Here is a 22797-nt window from a genome sequence, read left to right as displayed (position 1 = left end):
CGCTTCGACTCGACGGGCTACCGAGTCAGCAGTTCGTAGATCAGCAGACCCGACAGAGACAGGATGGATAAGAAGCCGAGGACGCCGAGTGCGTTCTTCCACCACGTGTTTCGGAGATCCCCCATCAACTGATGGTTGTTACTCATCACGTAGAGCAGGAAGCCGAGGAACGGGGCCACCAGCACGGTCAGAGCCTGAGCGACGATGATCAGTTGGATCGGCGACGAGGTGAATACGATCGTGATCGCCAGGCCGAATGCCAGGATTGCAGCGCACGTCGCCTTTGCCGTCGGGGTACTCGGGGAGGCCCCTCGGCCCAATGCGTCGGACAGCATCGTGCCGCCGGCGGTTGCGTTGGCGACCATGGACGAGAACGCAGCTCCCGACAGTCCGAGCGCGAAGATCGTGGATCCGATGGGCCCCGCGATGGGCTCGAAGATCTTGGCGAGTCCGACCAGGGTTGCCGCTTCGGCGTTCTGGCTCCCGAGAACGGCGGCGGCCACGACGATGACGAGTGCGGTCATGATGCCGGGGGCGACGATACCGGGAATGGTGTCGGCGATGGAGGTTCGACGATATTCATCTCTGGTACGGCCCCGCTCATGAATGCCGTACGAGGTGAAGAACGCTGCGTTGAGCGAGAAGTTGGTGCCCACGAGAGCGACGATGAGCAGCATGCTTCCTGGAGGGGCACTGGGCATGACTCCGCTGAGTGCCATGTACCAGTCGGGCTTGGCAATGACTGCGCTGATGATGAACGCGGCACCGAGAAGTCCGACGATGACGAGCAGGACTCGCTCGACTATGCGATAGACGTTGCGGAACAACAGAATCAGTGCGACGAATACCGTGCACGCTATCGTCCAGATCAGCGGGGAGCCGCCGAAGACCATCGACAGCCCGAGACCGGATCCGACGGCGTTGCCGACCGAGAAGCAGAGTGTGATGACGAAGACGCCGATTCCGGCTGCGACACCGACGCGCTGACCGAGGACGTCTTTGACCGAGCTGATCAACGACTTCGGCGTGCGTATACCCAGACGCACGCTCATGTCGGCGTAGACGAGCATGAACACCGTCGACAACACGACGACCCAGATCAACGCGTAGCCGTACTTGCTGCCTGCTTCGACCGCACTGGCCAGGTTGCCGGGCCCGAATTGCCAGGCACCGGCGATGAAGGCGGGACCCGCCATGGCCAGCGTGCTCAGGACGGTCTTCCATCGACTCGACATGGCAGGCGGTCCATCTGCGGTGATGGTGGACGCGGCTGGTGCCACCGGGGTCGTGCGGGGTTGACTCATGACGAGCCTTTCTGGTGACGCTCCGTACTCGCTACTAGAGGCAGTGTGCCCTCGGCTCGACGCGGTGGGGAGCGGATACGAAAAGTACGAGCGAAGGTCGGTGTGCGGCATCGATGGCCGGGCGAAGATGGCCACCGATGCCGACCGAGTGATCTGACGCGGTCTGTCCCTGCGAGGGAACTCAGACCAGCGCGGGTACTACCGAACCGAGGTTCGCGGAATCGAGTGCCGCCGCGATCTCTTCGTGAGCGCCTGCGGCGAGTGGCAGCAGCGGCGAGCGGACGGTGGCGTGCTCGAGGATGCCGCGGTGGACCAGGCCTTCCTTGAGCGCGACGGTGCCCTCCATGTGAGATCCGCGGTGATAGACGTTGGCGGTGACGGGCAGCAGACGGTCGTGGATGGCGCGTGCGGCCGGGTAGTCCTTGGCCTTGCCTGCGGCGATGAGCTCGACGAGAGGTTCGGGAGCCAGGCCGCCGTAGCCGACGAGGAGGCCGTCGACGTCGAACATGGTGTGCAGCAGGTATTCGTCGTGGCAGCTGAGGATCTGCAGGTCCGGGTTCTCCTTACGCAGAACCGGAATCTCACGGTCCCAGCGGCGCATGTTCCGAACGCCGTTCTTGGTTGCGAACACGCCTTCCTGAGCGGCAATTTCGAGCTGGGTGTCGAGGTTGTACGTCGCCTTGGTGACGTCCGGGTACTGGAACAGGATCAGAGGCAAGCCCGATCCCTCGTACAGTGCGCGGTACCGATCCTGCGGTGCGCCGTCCTGGTAGCCGAAACGCAGCCAACCGTGCGACGGGTACACCAGTCCGGCGGAGGCACCGGCGTCGACCGCACGCTTGGCTTCTTCGACGGATACGGCCGTTCCTTCCCCGGTGATGCCGGCGATGATCGGAAGCTTTCCGTCGACCGAATCGCGGAAGGCACCGATCACCTTGGCCTGCTCGGCCTGGGTGAGGAATGTGCCTTCACCCGCGTGACCGAGAACGACGAGACTCTTGACACCGTCGACGCTGCCGAGCCAGGACCCGAGGCGCTGGATCGCGTCGTAGTCGACCTCACCTTCGCGAGTGAACGGCGTGATCGGTGCTGGGCTGAGTCCGCGGAGATCGAGTGAATTCATGTTGTCGTCCTTCTCGAGAATGTGATGGGAACGTTGTCGGGAACGTTTGCATCACGCTAAGCCCACTGCCGTGGATGTGTCAACCATCACTTTCAAGATGGAGAGTGACTGGCATCCCCCACGCGGATGAAAACGTTCCTGGGACGTTTGCATGCGCCGCAGGCTGGCGATCTGTAAGTTCGGCCGGACCAGGAGTTCAACGAACAGTCAGGAACTGCACATGCGTTCCACCCGAAACGGGCTCTCGACGGAGCGTACGGACGCCGTCACGCTGCGCGATGTCGCCAAGGCGGCCGGGGTCAGCATCTCGACCGTCAGCCGTGTGCTCGACGACCGTGTGACACCGTCCCGAACCGCAACGGCCATTCGGGTGCGCGAGGTTGCCGAGCATCTCGGATATCGGCGGAACACGTTCGCGTCGAACCTGAGACGGGGTGCCACCGCCACCATCGGTGTCCTGGTGCCTCGCCTCTCGGACACCGTGATGGCGCTGATGTTCGAGGCCATCGACCGGGCGGCAGGCAAGGAGGGCTACCACGCCATCGTCGCTACGAGCGGCGATGATCCCACGGACGAATGGAACGCAGCGCAGTCGCTTCTGGAGCGCAATGTCGATGGGGTCGTTCTCGCCACGAGCCGCACCGACGACCCGCTCCCCAGCCATCTCCGCGAGAACGGGATTCCTCATGTCCTGGTTCTGAGGACCGACGGCAAGAGCCCTTCGTCGATCGGCGACGACGAGACGGGCGGGTACCTGGCGGTTCGTCACCTCATCGATCTCGGCCACACCGACATCGCGGTGCTGACAGGACCGTTGTTCACATCCAGTGCCGTCGGCCGCTTGGCCGGCGCGCACAAGGCATTTGCCGAAGCCGGCCTGCAACCTCGCCCGGAGTGGATTACCGAGACCGGATACGGAATCGAAGCCGGTGCCAGGGCAGGACACGATCTGCTCGACGGCACAGACTGTCCGACTGCGGTGTTCGCCGCAAACGACAACTTGGCTCTCGGGGTGTTGTCAGCAGCGCATCGACACAATCTGGCTGTCGGAGAGGACCTTTCACTGGTCGGCTACAACGACATCCCGCTCGCGCAACTGTTGCCGGTTCCCCTGACCTCGGTTCGCACCGCATTCGACCAAATCGCCCGAACCGCAATGGAAATACTGCTCAACGGCGATGACGGCTCGACTCCGCTGAAAAAGGCACTCCCGACACTGATCCCGCGACAATCATCGAGCCGTGCCACGAGATGAGTTCGTCAGCAAGACTGTGTCGGTTCTGGCTCATCGGTTTTGTCGTCGTTCTCACCGCGTCGTGCAGTTCGTTCGAGCCCGGCGAACGGAGGTCCATGGACGAAGAAGAAGTGTCGCGTGCCCTGCGCGGCATAGCATTCGACGTACCGAGTGGCTTCGAGTTCGTTCAGGGCTTCACGCACACGGAGTTCGTCGGCCAGCCTGCGTGGCGGGCCCGATTCGACGCGCCCAACGAGGCCGGCGACGAGACAGCGGTATCGGCGGCGAACCCTTCCTATCCGCCACTGCAACCGGTGGCCTGCGCCGCTGCATCGACGAGCAACTGGACTGCACTGGGCTTGACCTGCGAACCCGAGATGCTGTCCACCTCGCGTCCTGACCAGCAGACGGCAGACCGCGTGACCGTCCTGCTCACCAGGAACACACGACAGTCATCGCTGTTCATCTACTCCCAGGGCCACTGATTGTTGCAGTGACGCTATGCGGGCTGAAGCAATTGGAGGCCGAATCGGGTGCAGCTGACCGCGCTGAGCGCGGCTAGCTGCACCCGATTTTGCCGGTCGGTGGGCTCCGAAGGCCATCACCGCCTGGTGCGCGGATACATGTAACTACGCCAGACATGGGCACTCCTCAGCGGAGTCCGGTGCCTCGCTGACCACATCCTGCCCATCGATAGACCTGAGGCCTTATCTGTCGAAATCGCGACAGCCCCGCTACGATGCTCGATACATCAGACCGAACGGTCTTGAAAGTGGAGGATCACATGCCGTATCTCGGTCTGCTGGTGATGTTGCTGTGGGTGTTCTGTCTGATCGACGTGATCACGGCCGACGATGGTGGAGTGCGATTCCTCCCGAAGATCGTGTGGCTGCTGTTGGTGGTGTTTCTCCCGCTGGCCGGCTCATTGGCATGGTTGTTCGCGGGACGTCCTGTTGGAGGCGGAATCTGGGGAGGTCCCGGTGGCGGCAACCGGCGCGCGAGCAACTCTGCGTTTCCTGAATACGAGACACGACCCGGCCGTCAGGCTGCCCAGAATCCCGAGGCCGATGCGGAATTTCTCCGGCGGTGTCGAGAACGTGCAGAGGAGCAACGCCGACTCGAGCGCGAGCGTCGCAAGAGAGATCTCGGGTTCTGATCTGGGCGGGTAGAACTCGACTACGACGATGTGAGGATCGAACTGTGGCTGCAACGTGGCAAGACTTCTCGTGGGTCGTCGACGACTACGAATGGGTCGAGACAAGCGTGTCGTTCACCTTTGTTCGCCATGACGATCCGGCGAGTGTTCTCGCAGCTTTGACGACCGAAATACACGGCACCGTTGTGGGTTTGGACGGCGTCAATTCCGATGTGGATGTGGTGGGCGTGACGCAACTGGGCAATTGGGTTCTTGCCGTCGCGCCGTCCACGGCGGGCCTGGCTGACGAACTGATGGCCCCACTGTCGATGGGAGGTGAAGCGCTCACCTGCGCAATCACAGTCGGTCCTTCTTACTTTGCACAATGGGTCGACGGCAGGGGGACGGCGTTCTTCGACTCGCTGCTGAAGTCGGGACCTGGTTTCGATGATCCGAACAGTCCGTGGCGACAAGGCATGCGCGTGGCCGGAGTGGATCCCAACAGCGAGGGGCCGCTACCGGACGGGCGATTCCATGTTCTCGAGACGAGTCTGGCGATGATTGCCAACCACACAGGTGTCGCAATAACCCCGGAATTGCTCCGCTCAGCCAGTTTCCATATTGGCGACAGTATCGAATAACACTGCACCAACCAGTCGGCGCGCCTGCAGCGACGATGTCCTCGGAAGGCGTTCGGCCGAGCGTCTACGACGACATACCCGTGCTCGAACAGCGCGTCGCACCCGAGTAGGCGACTGACTCAAACACACAGCTCCACGTCGATTGAATTCGGTGCACCCAGCCGCGCTGAGCGCGGTTCACTGCACCCGATTCGCTAGGGAACCGCTTCGGCGCAGTGAACGTCCAACTGGACATGCTTGATGAATGGCTGGCGCGGCACGACGGCGTGATCACTCGCGCGCAGGCGGCGCTCTGCGGCCTGAGCGGCGACGCTGTGGATCGCTCGGTTCGCGCCGGTGCGTGGCGAACAATTCATCGCGGGGTGTACTTCGTCGTGGACCGCCCGTTCACTGCGGACGCACGCATTCGGTGCGCTGTGTGGGGTGCAGGACCGAACGCTGCGCTCAGCGGGGAAGCCGCTGCCTTCTGGCACGGGGTGATCTCCGACGTGCCGAGCATCATCGAGGTCACCACCCCACGCAAGGGGCGAAGCCGCGCCGAGGGCTGCCGACTACGCCGCCGCGACATCCACAACAAGGACATCGTCGAGCGGCGCGGGCTTCGTGTCACGTCTCTCGAACTGACCGTTCTCGAAGCGTCGATAGGTAAGGCGCACATCATGGATCGGGCACTTCAGCGACACACCGACCTCGAACGATTGCAGCGCGCAGATGCACGAAACCCAGGTCGCACCGGCGCTCCCGAAGCGAAGCGGCTGCTGAAAGTCGCAGCGAACGGTGCCCGCTCCGAGGGAGAGCGTCTCTTGATTCGAGAGTTCCGGGCCCGCAAGATCGGCGGCTGGGTAGTGAATTATCGATGGGGCGGATACGAACTCGACTTCGCCTTCCTCGCCGAGATGGTGGCGATCGAAATCGACGGCTGGGCATTTCACTCCGATCACGACGCGTTCCATCAGGATCGGATCAGGCAGAACGACATCATTCAGAGCTGGACGATCCTGCGCTACACCTGGGTCGACCTGACCGAACGCATGGATCACGTGATCGCCGAAATAGTCGCTACTCTCGATCGAATCCGGTGCAGCCAGCCGCGCTGAGCGCGGTCAGCTGCACCCGATTTCATCGCCGCGAGGACCTGGGTGGACCGTACGACCCATCGAGTCGACTTCTGATGCGTCGAATCGCCTTCCATCCCGCGGGAGTCACCGCGGTGCTGACTATCGTGCCGATCATGACGCCCTGGAACAGGGCAGACCACTGGCCGGGGCTGCCTCCGAACAGCGGCCATGTGTACACGATCGCGAGGACCGCGAGAAATACCAGAGCACGCATACCTGCACCCTCCCACGACACCGTCAGCGCCGCGAACTATCCGGTACCGTGGAGGAAACGGACAAACTGGACCGCACGAGGTCGGAGGCCGAGATGCAGAAGCCATTTCGCGAGTGGGTCATGACCGGGGCTCTGAGCAAGAAATGCGGCGCAACCCGGGCCGATTACATCAATGCGCTTGCCCTCGTCCCCGCAGTCGGTATCGGCTTTCTCCTGATGCACTTGACGATCACCTCGGGTTCCACCGCGCTCGATATCGCTGCAAGCTGCGTGGGCGGTGCCGTCACCGGCTTCCTGTATCTGTACATCGCGTACCGCGTCGAGTCACGTAAGCACCGCGGGCCCACCCCCGCGCCGCCGTTGGGTGCGCGGCCGACACGGCTTTGAGCCTCCCCCGCCCCAGCCCGATCCGGCGGATCAATGCGACTCTCTTGCATTCCGACCGACTGAAACCCACATTGATCCAGATCTCAGGTGCGCTTGGACAAGTACATTCGCTCGTCTGCGATGCGTAGTAATTCGTCCGGGTCGGTGGTCGGTTCCCAACTCCATCCGACGCTCACCGAGACCGGGACGACAGTGCCGTCGATGTCGTAGGGGCCGGCGAGGAGGCCACGAACCCGGTTGGCAAGGCGTTCGACTCCCTCGGCAGATCTGGCGGAGTGCAGCAGGGCTACGAATTCGTCACCGCCGATGCGGCAGGCGATGTCTCGAGCGCGGGTGTTGTCCAGGATGCGACGGCCGATTGCCTGGAGTACCCGGTCCCCCACCGCGTGACCGAACCGATCGTTGATGGATTTGAAGGAATCGATGTCCACGAAGAGCATTCCGACCGGGCGTTCGCCGACCGATTCCTTCAGCGCATCCAACTCTGCCATCAGTCGGCGTCGATTACCCAACGCCGTCAGGTCGTCGATCAGCACCTGGCGTTCGAGCGACGCCTCGGCGGCTTTGCGGGCGGTGATGTCCTGGATCTGCGCGATGATCATGTCGCCGGAATCTTCGTCGCGCACCACGGTCGCGTTGCGCTGCACCCAGATGGTGGCTCCGTCCTTGCGGATGTATCGCTTCTCCGACGCCACGTTCGTCAGCGTCCCCTCGGCCAATCCCTTCAGATGTTCGTCGGCGAGTGCAATGTCGTCGGGATGGGTGATGTCTCGAAAAGTTTTCTGGCGCAACTCTTCTGCGGTATACCCCAGCAGCTCGCACAGGGCCTTGTTCACTTGCAGCCATCGGCCGTCGCGGGTCATCACGGCCTTGCCGATCGGGGCGTTCTCCATCACGTTCTGGAACAGCCGGATCGCGCGATCTCGTTCACGTTCGACCTCGGCGCGGGCGCTGACGTCGACGACCAATGCGGTGAATCCGAGGACGACGCCGTCGACGACATCGGGGACGTAGGTGGCCTGGGTGACGCGCACGGCACCGTTGACATCGATGAGCGTGCGGTCGAACTGTTGCTGCTCGCCGGCGAGGACGCCGGAGATGTACGGCAGGTTCAACCGGTACAGCGTCTCGCCGAGCAGTTCGCTGATGTGCTTACCCACAAGGTCATGCGGTTCGATTCCGAAGTAGTCGGCGTACACGCGGTTCGCGAAGACATTGCGCAGCGAGCTGTCCCAGTACCCGATCATCGACGGCAACCGATCGACGGCTCGGCGCACGACATCGTTCGACGTGTTGCGAGTTACGGTCACGAACCACCCCCTTGCACAGCCGACTGCTGAACGATACCGAAAAACTAGCGATCGAATTGCACACATTCGGATCGAATCCAATCAGTGCGCACTTGCGCACATGTGTGTACGTTGAATCCATGTTGTTCGCCAACCCCGCCTTTCGACGCCTCTTCACCGCGCAGGTCGTCGCGTTGCTGGGCACCGGACTGTTGACGGTGGCGCTGGGACTGCTCGCCTACGACATTGCCGGCAGTGCCGCGGGAGCCGTGCTCGGTACCGCTCTCGCGATCAAGATGATCGCGTACGTGTTCGTCGCTCCGATCGTGTCGTCACTGACCGGCACGCTCCCCCGCAAGCTCGTGCTGGTCAGCGCCGACGCCGTCAGGGCGCTCACCGCACTGGCATTGCCGTTCGTCGATCAGGTGTGGCAGGTCTACGTGCTGATCTTCGTTCTGCAGGCGGCGTCGGCCACCTTCACTCCCACCTTCCAGGCCGTCATTCCGTCCGTGGTGCCCGACGCACAGCAGTACACCCGCGCGTTGACGCTCTCGCGACTGGCCTACGACCTCGAATCACTGGTCAGCCCATTGATCGCCGCCGCATTGTTGACGGTCATCGGCTTCCACACGCTGTTCGTCGGCACGGCTGTGGGGTTCGTCGTCTCCGCGGTGATGGTGGTCGGTACCGACTTTCCGAGACACCTCGCACCCGAGATCCGACGATCGACCTCGGGCATCGCGACGTTCGTCAGGAATACCGAACTTCAGGGACTCATCGCGTTGAACACGGTGGTCGCTGCGGCGACTGCTCTCGTGGTGGTCAACTCCGTTCTCTACGTCCGCGATCTGTTCGGCGGATCGAGCAGTCAGCTGGCCATCGCTCTCGGCTGCTACGGCGCCGGCTCGATGGTCGCAGCATTGTGCATCCCACGAGCCCTCGGATTTACGAACGATCACACGCTCATGCTCACCGGGGCTGCGACGGCCGTGATGGGAACTGCCGCAGCAACACTGGTGGCGACCCTGCACGGAGGGTCGACCGCCTGGGTTGCGCTGGCCGCGACGTGGGTGCTGCTGGGCGTCGGGACGTCGATGATCAACACCCCTTCGGCGAGGATTCTGCGTCGTAAATCCGACGAGAGCACCCGAACGTCCATCTTCACGGCGCAGTTCTCGTTGTCGCACGCGGCGTTTCTGCTGACCTATCCGATTGCGGGTTGGGTCGGGGCCCGGTTCGGACTGTTCACCGCGGCGCTGGTGCTCACGGGCTTGGCTACACTTGCGGCACTGTCCGCAGCACGCCTGTGGAGTCGCTCCCGAGTGTCGGTGGTCGCCTCCGCGTAGGGAGACGACGTTCGATGCCACCGAAGAAGGAACCGCGCATCAGTCTCGACCATGCCGTCGAACCGGACTCCGCACGCCTGGCCACGGCCAGTGACACCTTTCGGATGCTCTCGGACCCCACGCGACTGCACATCCTCTGGCTACTCGACCGCGGCCCTGCCGACGTCAGCGCCTTGACCACGGCCACGGGAACCTCCCGCACCGCCGTCAGCCAGCATCTGGCCAAGCTTCGATTCACCGGACTCGTCGAGACCCGACGCGACGGCCGCAACGTCATCTACCGCCTGGCCGACGGTCACCTCGCCCGGCTCGTGCGTGAGGGCCTCAACTTCGCCGACCACAAGGTCACCGGCGAGCCCCCGCACGAATAACCCTGCACCACAACAAGAAAGCACCCGATGAAACGCCTGGCCGTGATTGCCGCCGCCATTCTCACCGCGACGGCACTGTCGATCGCCCCGGCAGCTGCGCACGCAACTCTGCAGTCCAGCAACCCTGCCGAGAACTCCGTGCTCGACGCCGCCCCGGACGAGGTGACCCTGACGTTCAATCAGTCCGTGCAGTCGAACTTCGCCACCGTCACCGTCGTCGGAGCCGATGGAACCCAATGGGGGGCATCGGATCCCGTCGTCGACGGCAGCACGGTGACCGTCGATCTCGACGGGCTCGGTGCGGCGGGCGAGTACACCATCGGCTACCGAGTGGTCTCCGCGGACGGGCATCCGATCACCGGCAGCATTCCGTTCCAACTGACCCAGGCGTCCTCGACGTCGGCGGCAACCGCAGCCACCTCGGCCCCCGCCCCTACCGACGCAACACCGACTGCCGCAGAAGAGCCCGAGGACAGCAGCGGTTTTCCGATCTGGATCGTCGCGGTGGTCGTCGTCGCTGTCGGTGCGGCGGGCGTGCTGTTCGCGCTTCGTAAACGCAGCAACTGACGTCCTCACCCGATGTGGACGTGAGAACATGCAGCATGACTGACGGTGACCAGCGCCCGGAGTCCGATGGTCGTAAGCGGCGTTGGGAACAGCACAACTCCGATCGCCGACGCCACATCATCGACGCGGCCATGACAGTTCTGGCGCGCGATATCGCACCCGGTGAGCGGCTCACCACCGCTCAGATTTCGGCCGAGGCCGGTGTGCACCGCACCGGGCTGTACCGGCATTTCCGCGATCGAACCGACTTGGACACAGCCATTCAGCGCGCCATCTGCTCGGAGTTGACGGCCACGTTGGTCTCGTCGTTCGCGTTGACCGGAACTCCTCGCGACGCGGTGCATCGCATGGTGAGCACCTACGTGCGCTGGGTGGCCGAGCATCCCGCGTGGACGCGATTCGTCGAGCAGGACGTCAGTGCCGAGTCGCCCACGCCTCTCGAGGAGACCAACGCTCTGCTGGCCGAGCAGTTGGAAGTGAGCGTCGCGGCATTCCTGTCACTGGTGCACGCAGACCTGACCACCGACGACTGGTCGCTGGTGCGGCCGTGGGTTGCGGGCCTCGTCTCCGGCTGCATGGGTGCGGTGCGCAGCTGGAGCGGGCAGACCGAACATCGCACTGGTCTCGATCATTTCGCGACGTTCCTGGCCGACACCATCTGGCTGCAGGTCAAGGGCCTTGGGGCATCCCGCGGGATCGCGATCCCGCAGGTGCCCCTCGAAAGCGTCCTCGACGAGAGTCAGCCGAACGACGGCTCGCTGCGGTAACGCGAGGGGCGTCCGTCGATACCGAGGGCGCGCCAGACGCGTCGGGACACGCGGTTCATCAGTCCGAGCTCGCCGGCCAGCATTCGGACGTCACCGAAGGTGTCGCGCAATGCCTTTCGTGACGGTTCGCTGTTCCACCACACGGCGTCGACAACCTCGTCGGGGATGGCCAGGTCGCGTCGCATCTGCTTGCTCGGTTTCATGATCACGTCGCACAGCAGTCGCATGATGACGGGCATGAGGATCGAGATCGACGCCTTCTCGAAGCGTCCGAGCCGCGGGGCCTTGTGCTCGAGGTACTGATGGGCGAAGCCGATGTGTCGTGCTTCCTCGGCGATGTGAATCTGCATCACGCGCTGGACCAAGGGGTGTCCGACGCTACCGGCGCGCAGGACGCCCTTCTGCATGTGGTCGATCGGCTCTTCTCCCGCCAGCACTCCGACGAAGAATCCGAACGGTGCGGATCGGCTCGCGAAGAGGGTCAGTACGGGCACGATCTTGCGGAACCATGCGGGCCCACCCGGCACGTCGATGCCGATGCGGTTCACCAGTTCCTGGAACATCTGGGTGTGGTGGCACTCTTCGGTCGCCTCGTGCGTCGAGTACCGGAATTCGGGTGAATCGTTCGGCAGCGTGAGGGCGTAGTGCATGAGTCCGCTGATGAGGATCTGCTCGAACTGCAGGCCGACCTTGACCATGCTGGCCTGACGGTACATCCCGATGTGAATCTGCCGGTCCAGGGGAAGCGACTTGTACCAGTCGGTGTGACCGAGCGGGTCCGCGTCCGGGAGCACCCAGCGCGGATCGTCGGGAACGATCGCGTACTCGGGCTCGTCCCAGGGGATGTCGAGGAAGGCGTCGAAGTGCTGGTGCACCGATGCCGTCGACAGTGCGTGCAGCCTGTCTCGGTAGAGCGTTCGTGCGTCGTCGACTGCAGTCATGGTGGTCCTTCCGCCTGCGTCCGAACAATGTGTACGCAACACAGCGTCACACATAAAACTGGTTGGTGCAACGCTCCGTCGCAGATACATGAGAAATGTTCTTCGAAACGACGAAACCGGCCGACCGCAGTGCGGTCGACCGGCCTCGAGGCAGGCGCTTCGGTCGTGAACGGTAATTCGTAGTGGACTACGAAGTTCCGCTCACGTGCGACGAAGTCGCTCCATCACCAATACGGCAACACCATCGCGACGAAGCCCACGCCGATGACGATGCCGAGAATTCCGGTTCCGATGGCCAGCGCGGTGTCACTGCGATCGGCGCGCGGGCCGGAGAGGTCGGGGCTGCGATCGGCCCACAGAGCAGAGGCGACGGCAATCAATCCTGCTGCGATGCCGAGCCCCGCGGCCCAGAACGAGACGATCGACATCGCACCGAACATGACGGCATATTCGGTCACCTGCGCGCGAGTACGAATGCGCCGGTTCCACCACTTCGGTGGCATGTCGTCGTCCGAATCACGTGTATCGAAGTGGGGAGAGGTGACGGTCACTGCGGACTCCTTTCGAGTGAGAATGTGCCTCTATTTTGGCACTCGACGGGTGAGAGTGCCAATCACCTGGAGGAGGCCGACGCCCCCGGTTTCGCACACGCGCGCGCACTTGTCGGACGCGTTAGGATTCGCCACCGATCCTGGCACGATGTCGCGCGCATTCGGCGAACGCGCGCGCGTTTGCAGAGGGATCAGGGCCACAGAAGTCGTTGCCCCACCGAAGCTTTCGTCGGACCCAGATCGAAGGTCGTGGCGTCGGGCATCAGGTACGGGACGAGTATCCGCATCGCATATTCGCGGTGTTCGAGCAGGACCTCGAGATATGTGCCCGACGCCTCCTCGCCGGTGGCGTCGGAGACGATGGCGTACGACCGCAGATCATCGGCGACGGCGCGCAGATCGCGGACGAGTTGTTCGTGCATCGCCGGGTGCGACTCCCCGTCTCCCTGTGGCTGCTGCGGTGCGAGCACCCGCTGCCCGCCGGAGAGGTCGTTGACGACGGCCACCGGGTGCAGTCCCCAGTTCTCGCTGATCCGTTCGGCGGCGATGTCGATACAGACGTCGAGCAGGTCGTCGAAATCCTGTTGGCACTCGATGCTCGTCACTTCTCGCCACTTCGTCGTCATCGAGACCCCATCGTCGGCCGGCCACCCCAACCCCTTGGACGGCGCGCAGGCGCACACGGTTCCCGAAAGTCGTACATTCGTGCCAATCTGCCGCTGACCGGCGACAGTTCCCGCACGAGTCGGCCGGACGGAGCTGCCGGCAGCCGAATGCGCCACAGGGCTCGAGCAGACCTCAACTACACTCCCCATCCGGGAAGGGGAGAAAGCGGGTCGTTGCGTCGTGGAGGATCACTGGTACCGGCGCATGTTCGCCTCCAGCCCCGTGGCGCAGGCTCTCTCCGACGCCGATGGGCTCTTCGTCGACGTCAATGCGGCCTACTGCGAACTCGTGGGCTTGTCCTCCTCGGAACTGATCGGTCGATCCGCGACGGTGCACACTCACCCGGACGACCTCCCGCTCCACGGCAGCGTGGAGGATCTGATGGCCGCCGGGACGGCCGCGGACGAACCCGTGAAGGTCGAGGTGAGGTTCGTTCTACCGAACGACGAGATTCGCTGGGTTCTGCTGACTCTGGTCCCTTTCACCGGTCCGTCCGATGCCGAGTGGACGCTCGGTGCCGCTCTCGATATCACCGAACGGAAAGAGGTCGAGGACGGCATCCTGCTCGCGTCCCGAACGGATCAACTGACCGGGGCACTCAACCGTCGCGGCTGGTCGGATTACGCGGTGTCCCTCGTCGACGACGATTCGGTCGACACAGTCGTCGCGGTTCTCGATCTGGACCATTTCAAGCAGTTCAACGACCACTTCGGCCACGCCGCCGGCGACGCGTTGCTCCGCGACTTCGCGTCGGCTGCCCGCAGCTGCATCGGCGTCGATGGACTCCTGGCTCGATGGGGCGGAGAGGAATTCGTGATCACTCTGCGCGATTGCGATCGTCGTGGTGCTCTTCGATCACTCGAGGCTCTTGCCGCCGCCACCACGTCATCGGGGGTGACGTTCTCGGCCGGGTACACGCTCCAGCGACCGAACGAAGGTCTTCGCAGCACACTCGACAGAGCTGACGCACTGATGTTTCAGGCGAAGCGCGCCGGCCGAAATCGAATGATCACCGACGCACCTTTCTGACTCAGCGCAACTTGCTGATACGGCAAACATACTTGCTATATCTGTGAGCGGGCTGTCACTCTGATCCCGGAACACCACCGGGAGAGGACTCAGCACATGACGCACGCATTCGACAAGGAGTACTGGGAGCACCATTGGGATGACCGAACATCCCGCACCGTCGCGGCGAATCCGTATCTCGTGCAGGAGACGGCCGGATCGACGCCCGGTACCGCGCTCGACGCAGGCTGTGGTGCCGGAGCAGAAGCGATCTGGCTCGCCGAGCAGGGCTGGCGAGTCACCGGTGCCGACATCTCCGCCGCTGCCCTCGACACCGCCGCGAAGCAGGCGCGGTCAGCGGGGGTCGACGTCACCTGGATCGAAGCCGACCTCACGACCTGGAACCCGACCGACCGATGGGATCTGGTGACGACCCACTACGCGCATCCGTCGATTCCGCAGTTGGACTTCTATCGACACATTGCGCAATGGGTGGCACCGGGCGGTTCGTTGCTCATCGTCGGCCATCTGCACGACCGCGGGCATCATCACTCACACGACGGCGAGCCACCGCACGAGGCCACTGTCACCGCGACAGACATCACCGCCCTGTTCGACGCCTCCTCGTGGCGCATCGACACCGCACTCGAACGTTCCAGAACGGTCGGTGGCACGGGTGTGCACTCGAAGACGTTGCGCGATGCGGTGGTTCGGGTCACGCGTCGAATCTGATCCCGCGGTCGCAGCGGTGTCTGTGTCCCGAGGGCCGGGCCCAGGCGCAAGGGCAGGCGATCGGGTGTACGGTCCGGTGATGCACGGCGAACCGGGACGTGATCCGTACGGCTGTTTCCTCGACGACTGCGAGCCGTACCCGTGGTGACCTCGCAGCAGGACGACGCCGAAAGCCGTGTCGCTGACGCCTTTCTGGCGATAACTGGCGCGAGCCTGTCGTCGATGACGGAGATCCTGCGGGACCTGGGCGACGAGCCGGCCAACACGAAGCCGGACCTGCCGGGTGCCAACAGTCCGTACGCCATCGTGTTCCACTGCGTGGCCGTGATCGAGTACTGGGCAGGTTCGGTGATCGCCGGTCTGAAGATCCCGCGGGATCGGGCAGCCGAGTTCACTGCCACAGGCCGAATCGACGATCTGATCACGCGGGTCGACGAGGTTCGGGCGCGTCTGCCCGGGTGGGTGAATGTCGCAGTACGCGAGGGGATTCGCGATCGAACCGTCATGGGTACCACCCGCCCGGAGCTCGCAACGGCAACACCGGAATGGGTGTTGACGCACCTGGTGCGCGAGTTGGCCCAGCATCTCGGCCAGCTCGAGCTCACCCGCGACGTCCTCCGTCGGGCGTGATCCACCTCAACGATCGATGGTGACGGTCGGCCACGGCGGCCGTCTCAGGACCGCAGCACATCCCAATGTCGCAGCAACGAGGCCGGTGAGCACCCCGATCAGTTGGATGCGGCCGGTATCGACTGCGGGGGTCCACACCGCCGTGCCGTCCGTGATGGTGAACACCCCCACCGCGGTCTCTGCTCCCCGAGCCGATCGACGCGATACCGGCAGAATGGTCGTGCGGTCGTCCACTCTGACGGTCTCGCCGTACTGCACTGCAGACGGGCTGAACACGTCGGGCAATCGTGAGGTCATGAGTGCACTCCCGGAGTCGACCGATGTCGTCGCGGTCAGACTACTCGCGCGCAGATGCCTCCGGGCTCGTCCGAATGCCGTCCACCATTGCCCATCGTCGTCAGCGGTCGGTGTTCACAGCGGCTGCGAGTCCGTCGACCAGAGTCGGCAGGAAGTACGGAATCGACAGTGCCGTCGGGCCCACTGCAGCTCCGGCCTCCTGGCCGACGAATCCGGCGACCGCACCGGCGGCAACAGCCGGAATCTGGCGTGAGACAGGCGAATCGAGGAATTGCTGCAGGGCGTCGTCGGTGTCGACCTGAGTGAACACCACATCGGCGTCGATCGTGGAGATGTTCTCGGCCGAGACCGTGGTCGAGTAGGTGGCGTCGTCGGTCGCGAGGCCGGTCACCGATGCAGGCGAGACGAAGCCGAGGTTCTCGAGCAACTCCACTCTGGGGTCCGACGGCAGTAGCAGGTAGTACACGTCGGCGGCCTCGGACACGTATGCGATTGTGCGGCCGTCGAATTCGGGATGGCGAGCACCTGCGTCCTGCACCTGAGAATCCAGATCGGCGACGAGATCACGCGCCCTGTCCGGCACCCCGAGAACATCACCGGTTGTGGTGATGACATCGCGCCACGGCGTCGACCAGAGTTCCTCCGGCGGGGCGATGACGGGAACTCCGGCTGCGGTCACCGCGTCGTACTCGGCCCGCGTCAACCCGGAATGCGGAGCCAACAGCACGTCCGGGTCGGTGGCGAGTAGCTTCTCGACGGACAGCGCGTCGGTGACGTTGTCGAGCAGAACCGGCGCCGGACCGCCGGATGACTCGATCGCGTCGGACACCCACGGGTAGATCAGATCGTCACCGCCGCCGTACTCCGCCGAGGGCATCGCCACCGGGACGACACCGAGCGCGAGCACCGCGTCGGTGGTGCCGAATCCCCACGTCGCGACCCGTTCGGGCACTGCGTCGAGGGTGGTATCGCCGTACATGTGCTGCACGGTCAGCGGAAACGAGCCGGTGGACGGGGCGGCGGCCGGGCTGTCGGTCGTTTCCGTCGAGCTGCACCCGGCGAGCGCGAAGGACGCGGCCGCGACAGCGGTGAGGAGTGCAGCGAAGCGGGTGGTCACACGAAGAGTCATCACAATCCTTCAGGTCGGTACGCATGATGAGGTTAGCCTTAGCTACTTAGCGGGGTTTCACCGGGGCACATCGTTCACAGGAACCTCGCAGCAGAGGTCCAGGGTCCTCACCGCAACGTCCCAGAGTATTGGCACTACCGAAACATTCAGTGCCGCAACGAAGGAGACGTACGACGATGACCCGAATCCCCGAGCCGACCGATACACCCGACGGACCCGCCTACGAGGGAAGGCTTCTCGACCGCCCCACCGAGGAGGTCGTCGACCAGGGTGCAGGCTTCGATATCACCACCCTCGTCACCCGCCGCCGTGTACTGAGTCTCGTCGGCGCAGGAGCGGGCGCGTTCGCTCTGGCCGCATGCTCGAGCACCTCCAGCGCCGGAAGTTCCACCGCCACCACGGCAACCGCGTCGACGACCACCTCGACGGCGACGAGCGAGATCCCCCAGGAAACCAATGGCCCATACCCGGCCGACGGCACCAACGGCGTCAACGTCCTCGAGGAATCGGGCATCGTCCGCAGCGACATCACCTCCAGCCTGGACGGTGAAACCACGGTGAGCGGAGTGCCCCTCACGTTCACTTTCACGCTCACCGACCTGGCGAACGACAGTCGACCGTACGAGGGTGCGGCCGTGTACGTGTGGCAGTGCGATGCGGAGGGCCAGTACTCGATGTATTCCGAGGGGGTCGAGGACGAGACCTACCTGCGCGGCATCCAAGCGGCCGGTAGCGACGGCACCGTCACCTTCGAGACCGTCGTTCCCGGCTGCTACTCCGGCCGCTGGACCCACATGCACTTCGAGGTCTACCCCGACGCCGCGTCGGCGACCAACGTGGACAACGCCATTGCCACCTCACAGGTCGCGTTCCCGCAGGACATGCTCGAGGCGATCTATCAGGACAAGACCGACGTCTATCCCGAGTCGGCCAGAAACCTGACCCAGATGGGCAGCCTCGACAACGACAATGTCTTCGGCGACGGCTACGAGCTGGAGATGGGCACGTTCAGCGGCGATCCCGCCTCCGGTTACGTCGGATCACTCGCGGTGGCGATCGATGCCACCACCGAACCGACGATGAGTGCTGCGCCCGCGGGCGGAGGCGGCGGAGGTGGCGGCCAGGCCCCCATGGGCGGCGGCACTCCCCCGGCGGGCGGACCGCCCAATGCCGGCTCAGCCCCCACCAACTGATCACCCCCACCTCACACTACCCACCAGTTAAGGAATCACCATGTTGCACAACCTCACCGGATGGCACGCGCTCATCGTCCTCGCCATCCTGCTGCTCGTGTTCGGCTCGACCAAGCTCCCCTCCCTCGCCAAGGGCGTCGGTCAGTCGATGCGCATCCTGAAAGACGAAGTGCGCGAGGACAAGAAGACCGCGACGCGTGTCGAGACCACCGCCACCACGGAACCGACATTCGCCGACGCGTCCGTTCCGGTTCCGTACCGCCACGCATCATGAGCACAGCCACCGCCGCGCGAGGAACGATGCCCCTTGCCGGGCATGTGCGCGAGGCTCGTCGCCGCGCAGTGCGCGCGGCGGTGTCGCTGATCGTCGGCGTGGCGATCGGGTTCGCCCTCACCGACCAGATTCTCGACATCCTCCGTGCGCCCGTCGAGGAGCTCGCCCTCTCCCGTGATGCCAGCCTGAACTTCGACACCGTCACCGGCGCTTTCGATCTCGAACTGAGGATCGCGTTGTTCGCCGGCGTGATCGTGTCGTCTCCGGTGTGGTTGCGTGAGCTGTTCGCCTATCTCGCACCAGGTTTGACGCGTCGGGAGAAGAAGTACGTCTACGTTTTCTCGGCCGCAGCGGCTCCACTGTTCGTGGCCGGCTGCGTGTTCGGGTTCACCATCTTCCCGCGCATGGTCAGCGTGCTCGCCGGGTTCTCCTCGGATCAGGACAGCACCATCCTCAACGCCTCGTACTACGTGGACTTCGTGATGAAGATCGTGCTGGCGACCGGTATCGCGTTCGTACTGCCGGCATTGCTGGTGATGTTGAACTGCCTCGGCATTCTTTCTGCGCATCGACTACGTAGCAGTTGGCGGCTCAGCGTCGTCGGAATCGCCCTGTTCAGTGCGCTCGTCACTCCCGCCGCCGACGTCCTGTCCATGTTCCTGGTCGCGTTGCCGATGGCCACCCTGTTCGGTGCGGCCGTCGTGATCACCGAGATACACGACCGCCGAGCGGCTCGGCGCATCCTGACTTCACCGAAACCGGAGCTCACAACATGTTCGGCTTGACCTTCGAAAAACTGTTCCTGGTAGCGATCATCGCCGGCTTCGTCCTCGGCCCCTCGCGACTACCCGGATACGCCCATCAACTGGCACGGACCGTGCGCTCCGTGCGCAGTTTCGTCGAGTCCACCCGCACCGCCGCAGAAGACGAAATGGGCGTTCCGCTACGCCGTTCGGAGTGGGAGTCGATGGATCTGCGCCAGTACGATCCACGCCGCATCGTCGCCGACGCATTGCGTGACACCGACTCCGCTCCGAAATCCGTGTGGCCGGACGAAGTGATCGACGAAGCAGCCCGCGTACGACCCGGCCAGAAATACGTCATCACCGGAGCGGCATCGCATCCACGACGAATTCTCATCGAGTCGTTACCCGAGAACGACCCCCGTCGTATCGCGGCGCAGGTACTGCCGGATGTCGCAGCCACAGGTTAGGGCGGCGAAAGAAGGACAACGTGTAACACACTCGGGCATGATGTAGCCCATGACTACCAGCGTCGTAGCTGCCTCGGAGTCGGGTGTCACGGCAGTTCAGGTGTGGACTTTGATCGTCGTCGTCATCGCTGCGCTCGGTGCGGCGTGGGCGGCGCTCAGTGTGCGTCGGGTCGGCGCGAACGAGGACGTCATCTCCCGCGAGGTGGCGGCACTGCACACTGCCGTCGACCGTCAGGTGCGCCAGTCGGGTGAGAGCGACTCGTGGAGCCGCGATCAGGTGACGGCGCGGTATCAAGAGTTGCTGTTCGCCCTGTCGAATGTCGATCGGGTTGTGGCGGAGGAGATTTCGGCAGCGGTGGTCTCGACTCCTGTCGGCGATCTCACGGCTGCGACGCAGTCCTTGAACAAGGCCTACGACCGGTTGAATCTGGCGCTCTCCGCCGCATTGGTGGTCGCGCGCAGGCGGGTTCATCCGTTGGCGTTGGAGTTGTCGACGGGCATCGACCGTCGGGTGTTCGCCCCGCTGGCTCCCGAAACGGGAATCCCCGCTCCTGCACACGAACGTCTGCAGAGCGAGCACGCGTACATCATCCGGATGCACTCGCTGCTGTTGACGGCCATGCGCGCCGATCTGGGTCTGCTCGATCCCAGCGCCGAGGCGACACTGATCTTCACGACGAAGGAAGTGGAATCCGGTGTGCTGGCGGATCGATCGACTGCGGCCGGACGTAGTGGAATACAGCTGATCAACCTTCTCGAGGACTTCGGCGTCATCCCGTTGCTCGGAGCCGAGGACGACTTCGTGATGTCCGACGCGCTGGTTGTCCAATGCGAGGAGCTCTACAGCTCGGTGAGCCCGAACTTCGAGGCGGTGCTGCGGCACATCGGCGACGAGATCCATCTCGCGATCAGGCCCGATCTCACCGACGATCGCCTCGAGGAGATCTACGAGATCGCGGCGCGACTGGTGGAAGCCGGGTTGCGCGGAAACATCCACCGCAGAGACGGATTGGACGGCAGCAGCCTGTTCCTCATCGATCCGACGCACCAGCCGGGTAAGGACCGGGTGTAGCGATGCGCGTCCGACCGACTACGCCGGTCAGTCTTCTGATCGCTTCAGGACTGCAATACAGGTCAGAAACACAATCTTGATATCGAGCCAGATGGACCAGTTCTCGATGTAGTAGTTGTCCCATTCCGCGCGATCCGCTATGGGTGTTTGGCCCCGCAATCCGTGCACCTGAGCCCATCCGGTGAGACCTGCTTGGACGCGATGCCGCTCTCCGTAGCGTCTGATCTGCGCAGCGAACAGGTCGACGTACTCCGGGCGCTCAGGACGGGGTCCGACCAGGCTCATGTCGCCGCGAAGCACATTGATGAGCTGCGGGAGCTCGTCGAGTGAGGTCTGTCGCATGATCTTGCCGATCTTGGTGCGTCGGTCCACGCCTTCCACTCCACCGGGTGCTGCCCCCTCGACCGGAACGAAATCGGCATCGGAGTCCCGCGGTGGGCGCATCGATCGGAACTTCAAGCAGTCGAAGGGGACTCCATCCCGGCCGATTCGCTGTTGTGCGAAGAAGATAGGGCCCGGGGAGCTCGACCGCACGAGCACCGTGAGCAGAAGGAATACCGGCGACAGAAGAAGTAGAGCCACTCCCGCGCCGATCCTGTCTAATACGCCCTTGAGAACGAACTGCCACCCTCTCGGATCGACATGACGCAGGACCATCAACGGCAACCCGCCGAGATGCTCGATATGAGCGTGCACGCCGACGGTATCGAACAGGCGAGGCACGAGCCAGACGCGAGTACCGGCGTTCTGTGCTGCACGGATCGCTGCTACCACCTCTTCGTGGGGAGCTGAAGCAAACGCAACCACTACTTCTTCCACTCGATGCACGTGGACCAATCGAGCCAGGTCGGTGAGTGTTCCGAGATTCGAGAGTTCCTGATGTACGGCGGGATTCGTGTCGGAGACGGAATCGACCGTCCCTATGGGATCCATCCCGTATTCGGAGAACTGCTTCATTCTGTGCGCCAGTTGCTCGGATACGGGACCGCTGCCGACGATGAGGGTCGGCGCACTCGAGTGGTGTCTCGTTCGGAACCAGCGTTGTATCCACGCACGGGCCAGACAAGCGATCGCGAGTGTGCCTGCCGCGCACAGCCAGACTCGGACCATGACCGGGCCTGGGGCATAGGATGTCTCGGTTGCCAGAACAAGGGCGAGCGTGATCAGAGTCGCAAAGGCCACGGCGGATTGGACCGGGCCGATCTCATCGATGAAATTGCGCCGGAGACCTCGTCGGTAGAGCTTTCTCGAGGCCAGGAGCACAAGGAGCGTCGGCACGAACAGCCATGGGTGCCAACCCAACGCAGCGATACTGCCGGACCGCCATTGAATACCTTCGGCTACGCCGATGACTGCGGCGATCACATCGACAACAACGGCGGCGATCGTGCGAACCGGGTCGATACGAATTCGATCGGATACATTCCTCCCGAAACGCAGCTTCACCGAGGGCGGTGTTGTCGATCTCATCATCGTTGGTCCGTGAGAGTCCGGCACGATGCGCGGTTCCTTCCGATATTCATGCCAGTCGAGCGGTCAGGCCATTTGGCATTCGACATTTCGAAACACCAAACACTTATCACTCACCGCGACTT

Annotated in this window: 29 protein-coding genes; 19 read left to right on the top strand and 10 right to left on the bottom strand. The window is 63.7% G+C overall.

Annotated features, from left to right (window positions below):
* Positions 1 to 17 precede the first annotated feature (17 nt).
* Positions 18 to 1196 carry an Nramp family divalent metal transporter gene (locus CH276_RS04835; RefSeq protein ID WP_094630616.1) on the bottom strand — a complete coding sequence of 393 codons (1179 nt, stop codon included), beginning with the start codon at positions 1194 to 1196 and terminating at the stop codon, positions 18 to 20.
* Between the two features lie 106 nt (positions 1197 to 1302).
* On the opposite strand from CH276_RS04835, the gene CH276_RS28380 reads away from it, so the two are divergent.
* Complete coding sequence (locus CH276_RS28380) at positions 1303 to 1461, top strand: hypothetical protein (RefSeq protein ID WP_156517214.1); 159 nt, start codon at positions 1303 to 1305, stop codon at positions 1459 to 1461.
* Between the two features lie 24 nt (positions 1462 to 1485).
* Here the strand turns inward: CH276_RS28380 and CH276_RS04830 are convergent, their stop codons facing one another.
* Positions 1486 to 2427, bottom strand: coding sequence for a dihydrodipicolinate synthase family protein (locus CH276_RS04830; protein ID WP_094630185.1), 942 nt, complete (start codon positions 2425 to 2427; stop codon positions 1486 to 1488).
* Between the two features lie 220 nt (positions 2428 to 2647).
* On the opposite strand from CH276_RS04830, the gene CH276_RS04825 reads away from it, so the two are divergent.
* The 5 genes from CH276_RS04825 to CH276_RS04805 all read left to right on the top strand — a co-directional run bounded on the left by CH276_RS04825 (position 2648) and on the right by CH276_RS04805 (position 6534).
* On the top strand, positions 2648 to 3682 hold the full coding sequence (locus CH276_RS04825) for a LacI family DNA-binding transcriptional regulator (RefSeq protein ID WP_094630184.1): 1035 nt from the start codon (positions 2648 to 2650) through the stop codon (positions 3680 to 3682).
* 95 nt (positions 3683 to 3777) lie between these two features.
* Positions 3778 to 4146 (top strand): hypothetical protein, encoded by a 369-nt coding sequence (locus tag CH276_RS04820; RefSeq protein ID WP_141214665.1) that lies wholly within the window; start codon positions 3778 to 3780, stop codon positions 4144 to 4146.
* A 299-nt stretch (positions 4147 to 4445) separates the two neighbouring features.
* Positions 4446 to 4817 carry a PLD nuclease N-terminal domain-containing protein gene (locus CH276_RS04815; RefSeq protein ID WP_094630615.1) on the top strand — a complete coding sequence of 124 codons (372 nt, stop codon included), beginning with the start codon at positions 4446 to 4448 and terminating at the stop codon, positions 4815 to 4817.
* 44 nt (positions 4818 to 4861) lie between these two features.
* A complete protein-coding gene (locus tag CH276_RS04810; protein WP_094630182.1) occupies positions 4862 to 5437 on the top strand; it encodes a DUF6461 domain-containing protein in 576 nt (191 codons plus the stop codon).
* Between the two features lie 233 nt (positions 5438 to 5670).
* Positions 5671 to 6534 carry a type IV toxin-antitoxin system AbiEi family antitoxin domain-containing protein gene (locus CH276_RS04805; RefSeq protein ID WP_094630614.1) on the top strand — a complete coding sequence of 288 codons (864 nt, stop codon included), beginning with the start codon at positions 5671 to 5673 and terminating at the stop codon, positions 6532 to 6534.
* A 22-nt stretch (positions 6535 to 6556) separates the two neighbouring features.
* On the opposite strand, the gene CH276_RS04800 is transcribed toward CH276_RS04805, so the two are convergent.
* On the bottom strand, positions 6557 to 6769 hold the full coding sequence (locus CH276_RS04800; protein WP_094630181.1) for a hypothetical protein: 213 nt from the start codon (positions 6767 to 6769) through the stop codon (positions 6557 to 6559).
* A 93-nt stretch (positions 6770 to 6862) separates the two neighbouring features.
* Between CH276_RS04800 and CH276_RS04795 the strand changes: the two genes are divergently transcribed.
* Positions 6863 to 7156, top strand: a complete 294-nt coding sequence (locus tag CH276_RS04795; protein WP_141214664.1) for a hypothetical protein — start codon at positions 6863 to 6865, stop codon at positions 7154 to 7156.
* Between the two features lie 83 nt (positions 7157 to 7239).
* Here CH276_RS04795 and CH276_RS04790 read toward each other — a convergent pair whose 3' ends face one another.
* Positions 7240 to 8466 (bottom strand): GGDEF domain-containing protein, encoded by a 1227-nt coding sequence (locus CH276_RS04790; protein WP_176459103.1) that lies wholly within the window; start codon positions 8464 to 8466, stop codon positions 7240 to 7242.
* A gap of 119 nt (positions 8467 to 8585) precedes the next feature.
* On the opposite strand from CH276_RS04790, the gene CH276_RS04785 reads away from it, so the two are divergent.
* Genes CH276_RS04785 through CH276_RS04770 form a run of 4 tightly spaced genes read left to right on the top strand, consistent with a single transcriptional unit; the run spans position 8586 to position 11496 of the window.
* Positions 8586 to 9791 carry an MFS transporter gene (locus CH276_RS04785; RefSeq protein ID WP_094630613.1) on the top strand — a complete coding sequence of 402 codons (1206 nt, stop codon included), beginning with the start codon at positions 8586 to 8588 and terminating at the stop codon, positions 9789 to 9791.
* A 14-nt stretch (positions 9792 to 9805) separates the two neighbouring features.
* Entirely contained in the window at positions 9806 to 10162 is a 357-nt protein-coding gene (locus CH276_RS04780; protein ID WP_032396178.1) for an ArsR/SmtB family transcription factor, read from the top strand.
* A gap of 27 nt (positions 10163 to 10189) precedes the next feature.
* Positions 10190 to 10729, top strand: coding sequence for a copper resistance CopC family protein (locus CH276_RS04775; protein ID WP_094630177.1), 540 nt, complete (start codon positions 10190 to 10192; stop codon positions 10727 to 10729).
* Positions 10730 to 10764: 35 nt separating this feature from the next.
* On the top strand, positions 10765 to 11496 hold the full coding sequence (locus CH276_RS04770) for a TetR/AcrR family transcriptional regulator (RefSeq protein WP_094630176.1): 732 nt from the start codon (positions 10765 to 10767) through the stop codon (positions 11494 to 11496).
* On the opposite strand, the gene CH276_RS04765 is transcribed toward CH276_RS04770, so the two are convergent.
* The 3 genes from CH276_RS04765 to CH276_RS04755 form a co-directional block, all read right to left on the bottom strand.
* Positions 11469 to 12437 (bottom strand): AurF N-oxygenase family protein, encoded by a 969-nt coding sequence (locus CH276_RS04765; RefSeq protein WP_094630175.1) that lies wholly within the window; start codon positions 12435 to 12437, stop codon positions 11469 to 11471. The two genes, CH276_RS04770 and CH276_RS04765, sit on opposite strands and share 28 nt — an antisense overlap.
* 224 nt (positions 12438 to 12661) lie before the next feature.
* The gene (locus CH276_RS04760; protein ID WP_045200446.1) at positions 12662 to 12988 is read right to left on the bottom strand and encodes a hypothetical protein; all 327 of its coding nucleotides are present in this window, start codon (positions 12986 to 12988) and stop codon (positions 12662 to 12664) included.
* Positions 12989 to 13179: 191 nt separating this feature from the next.
* Entirely contained in the window at positions 13180 to 13614 is a 435-nt protein-coding gene (locus CH276_RS04755) for a hypothetical protein (protein WP_094630455.1), read from the bottom strand.
* A gap of 220 nt (positions 13615 to 13834) precedes the next feature.
* Here CH276_RS04755 and CH276_RS04750 point away from each other — a divergent pair, with 220 nt between their 5' ends.
* From CH276_RS04750 to CH276_RS04740, 3 genes are all read left to right on the top strand, one after another.
* Complete coding sequence (locus CH276_RS04750) at positions 13835 to 14683, top strand: GGDEF domain-containing protein (RefSeq protein WP_094689105.1); 849 nt, start codon at positions 13835 to 13837, stop codon at positions 14681 to 14683.
* A gap of 96 nt (positions 14684 to 14779) precedes the next feature.
* The gene (locus tag CH276_RS04745) at positions 14780 to 15394 is read left to right on the top strand and encodes a class I SAM-dependent methyltransferase (RefSeq protein WP_094630173.1); all 615 of its coding nucleotides are present in this window, start codon (positions 14780 to 14782) and stop codon (positions 15392 to 15394) included.
* A gap of 222 nt (positions 15395 to 15616) precedes the next feature.
* Positions 15617 to 16024: a DinB family protein gene (locus CH276_RS04740; protein WP_094630612.1), complete on the top strand. Its 408-nt coding sequence runs from the start codon at positions 15617 to 15619 to the stop codon at positions 16022 to 16024.
* A gap of 6 nt (positions 16025 to 16030) precedes the next feature.
* Here CH276_RS04740 and CH276_RS04735 read toward each other — a convergent pair whose 3' ends face one another.
* Together CH276_RS04735 and CH276_RS04730 are read right to left on the bottom strand one after the other, a co-directional pair.
* Positions 16031 to 16321, bottom strand: a complete 291-nt coding sequence (locus CH276_RS04735; RefSeq protein WP_052049756.1) for a hypothetical protein — start codon at positions 16319 to 16321, stop codon at positions 16031 to 16033.
* 100 nt (positions 16322 to 16421) lie between these two features.
* Positions 16422 to 17450: an ABC transporter substrate-binding protein gene (locus CH276_RS04730; protein WP_094630172.1), complete on the bottom strand. Its 1029-nt coding sequence runs from the start codon at positions 17448 to 17450 to the stop codon at positions 16422 to 16424.
* Positions 17451 to 17626: 176 nt separating this feature from the next.
* On the opposite strand from CH276_RS04730, the gene CH276_RS04725 reads away from it, so the two are divergent.
* From CH276_RS04725 to CH276_RS04705, 5 genes are read left to right on the top strand one after another with little or no spacing between them, the layout of a single operon-like run.
* Positions 17627 to 18643: a dioxygenase family protein gene (locus CH276_RS04725; RefSeq protein WP_094630171.1), complete on the top strand. Its 1017-nt coding sequence runs from the start codon at positions 17627 to 17629 to the stop codon at positions 18641 to 18643.
* 40 nt (positions 18644 to 18683) lie between these two features.
* Positions 18684 to 18917 (top strand): twin-arginine translocase TatA/TatE family subunit, encoded by a 234-nt coding sequence (locus CH276_RS28875; protein ID WP_254924136.1) that lies wholly within the window; start codon positions 18684 to 18686, stop codon positions 18915 to 18917.
* A complete protein-coding gene (tatC, locus tag CH276_RS04715; protein ID WP_094630170.1) occupies positions 18914 to 19702 on the top strand; it encodes a twin-arginine translocase subunit TatC in 789 nt (262 codons plus the stop codon). The genes CH276_RS28875 and tatC overlap by 4 nt, the downstream gene beginning before the upstream one ends.
* The gene (locus tag CH276_RS04710) at positions 19690 to 20130 is read left to right on the top strand and encodes a preprotein translocase (protein ID WP_094630169.1); all 441 of its coding nucleotides are present in this window, start codon (positions 19690 to 19692) and stop codon (positions 20128 to 20130) included. Before tatC ends, CH276_RS04710 begins: the two co-directional genes overlap by 13 nt.
* 49 nt (positions 20131 to 20179) lie before the next feature.
* Positions 20180 to 21202, top strand: a complete 1023-nt coding sequence (locus CH276_RS04705) for a hypothetical protein (RefSeq protein WP_094630168.1) — start codon at positions 20180 to 20182, stop codon at positions 21200 to 21202.
* A gap of 27 nt (positions 21203 to 21229) precedes the next feature.
* On the opposite strand, the gene CH276_RS04700 is transcribed toward CH276_RS04705, so the two are convergent.
* Entirely contained in the window at positions 21230 to 22675 is a 1446-nt protein-coding gene (locus tag CH276_RS04700) for a sugar transferase (protein ID WP_094630167.1), read from the bottom strand.
* Positions 22676 to 22797: the final 122 nt, after the last annotated feature.

The organism is Rhodococcus sp. 06-470-2 (assembly GCF_002258235.1).
GTDB lineage: Bacteria > Actinomycetota > Actinomycetes > Mycobacteriales > Mycobacteriaceae > Rhodococcoides.
The sequence above is the reverse complement of the archived record's forward strand: the minus strand, read 5'-3'. Positions and strand labels throughout refer to the sequence as shown.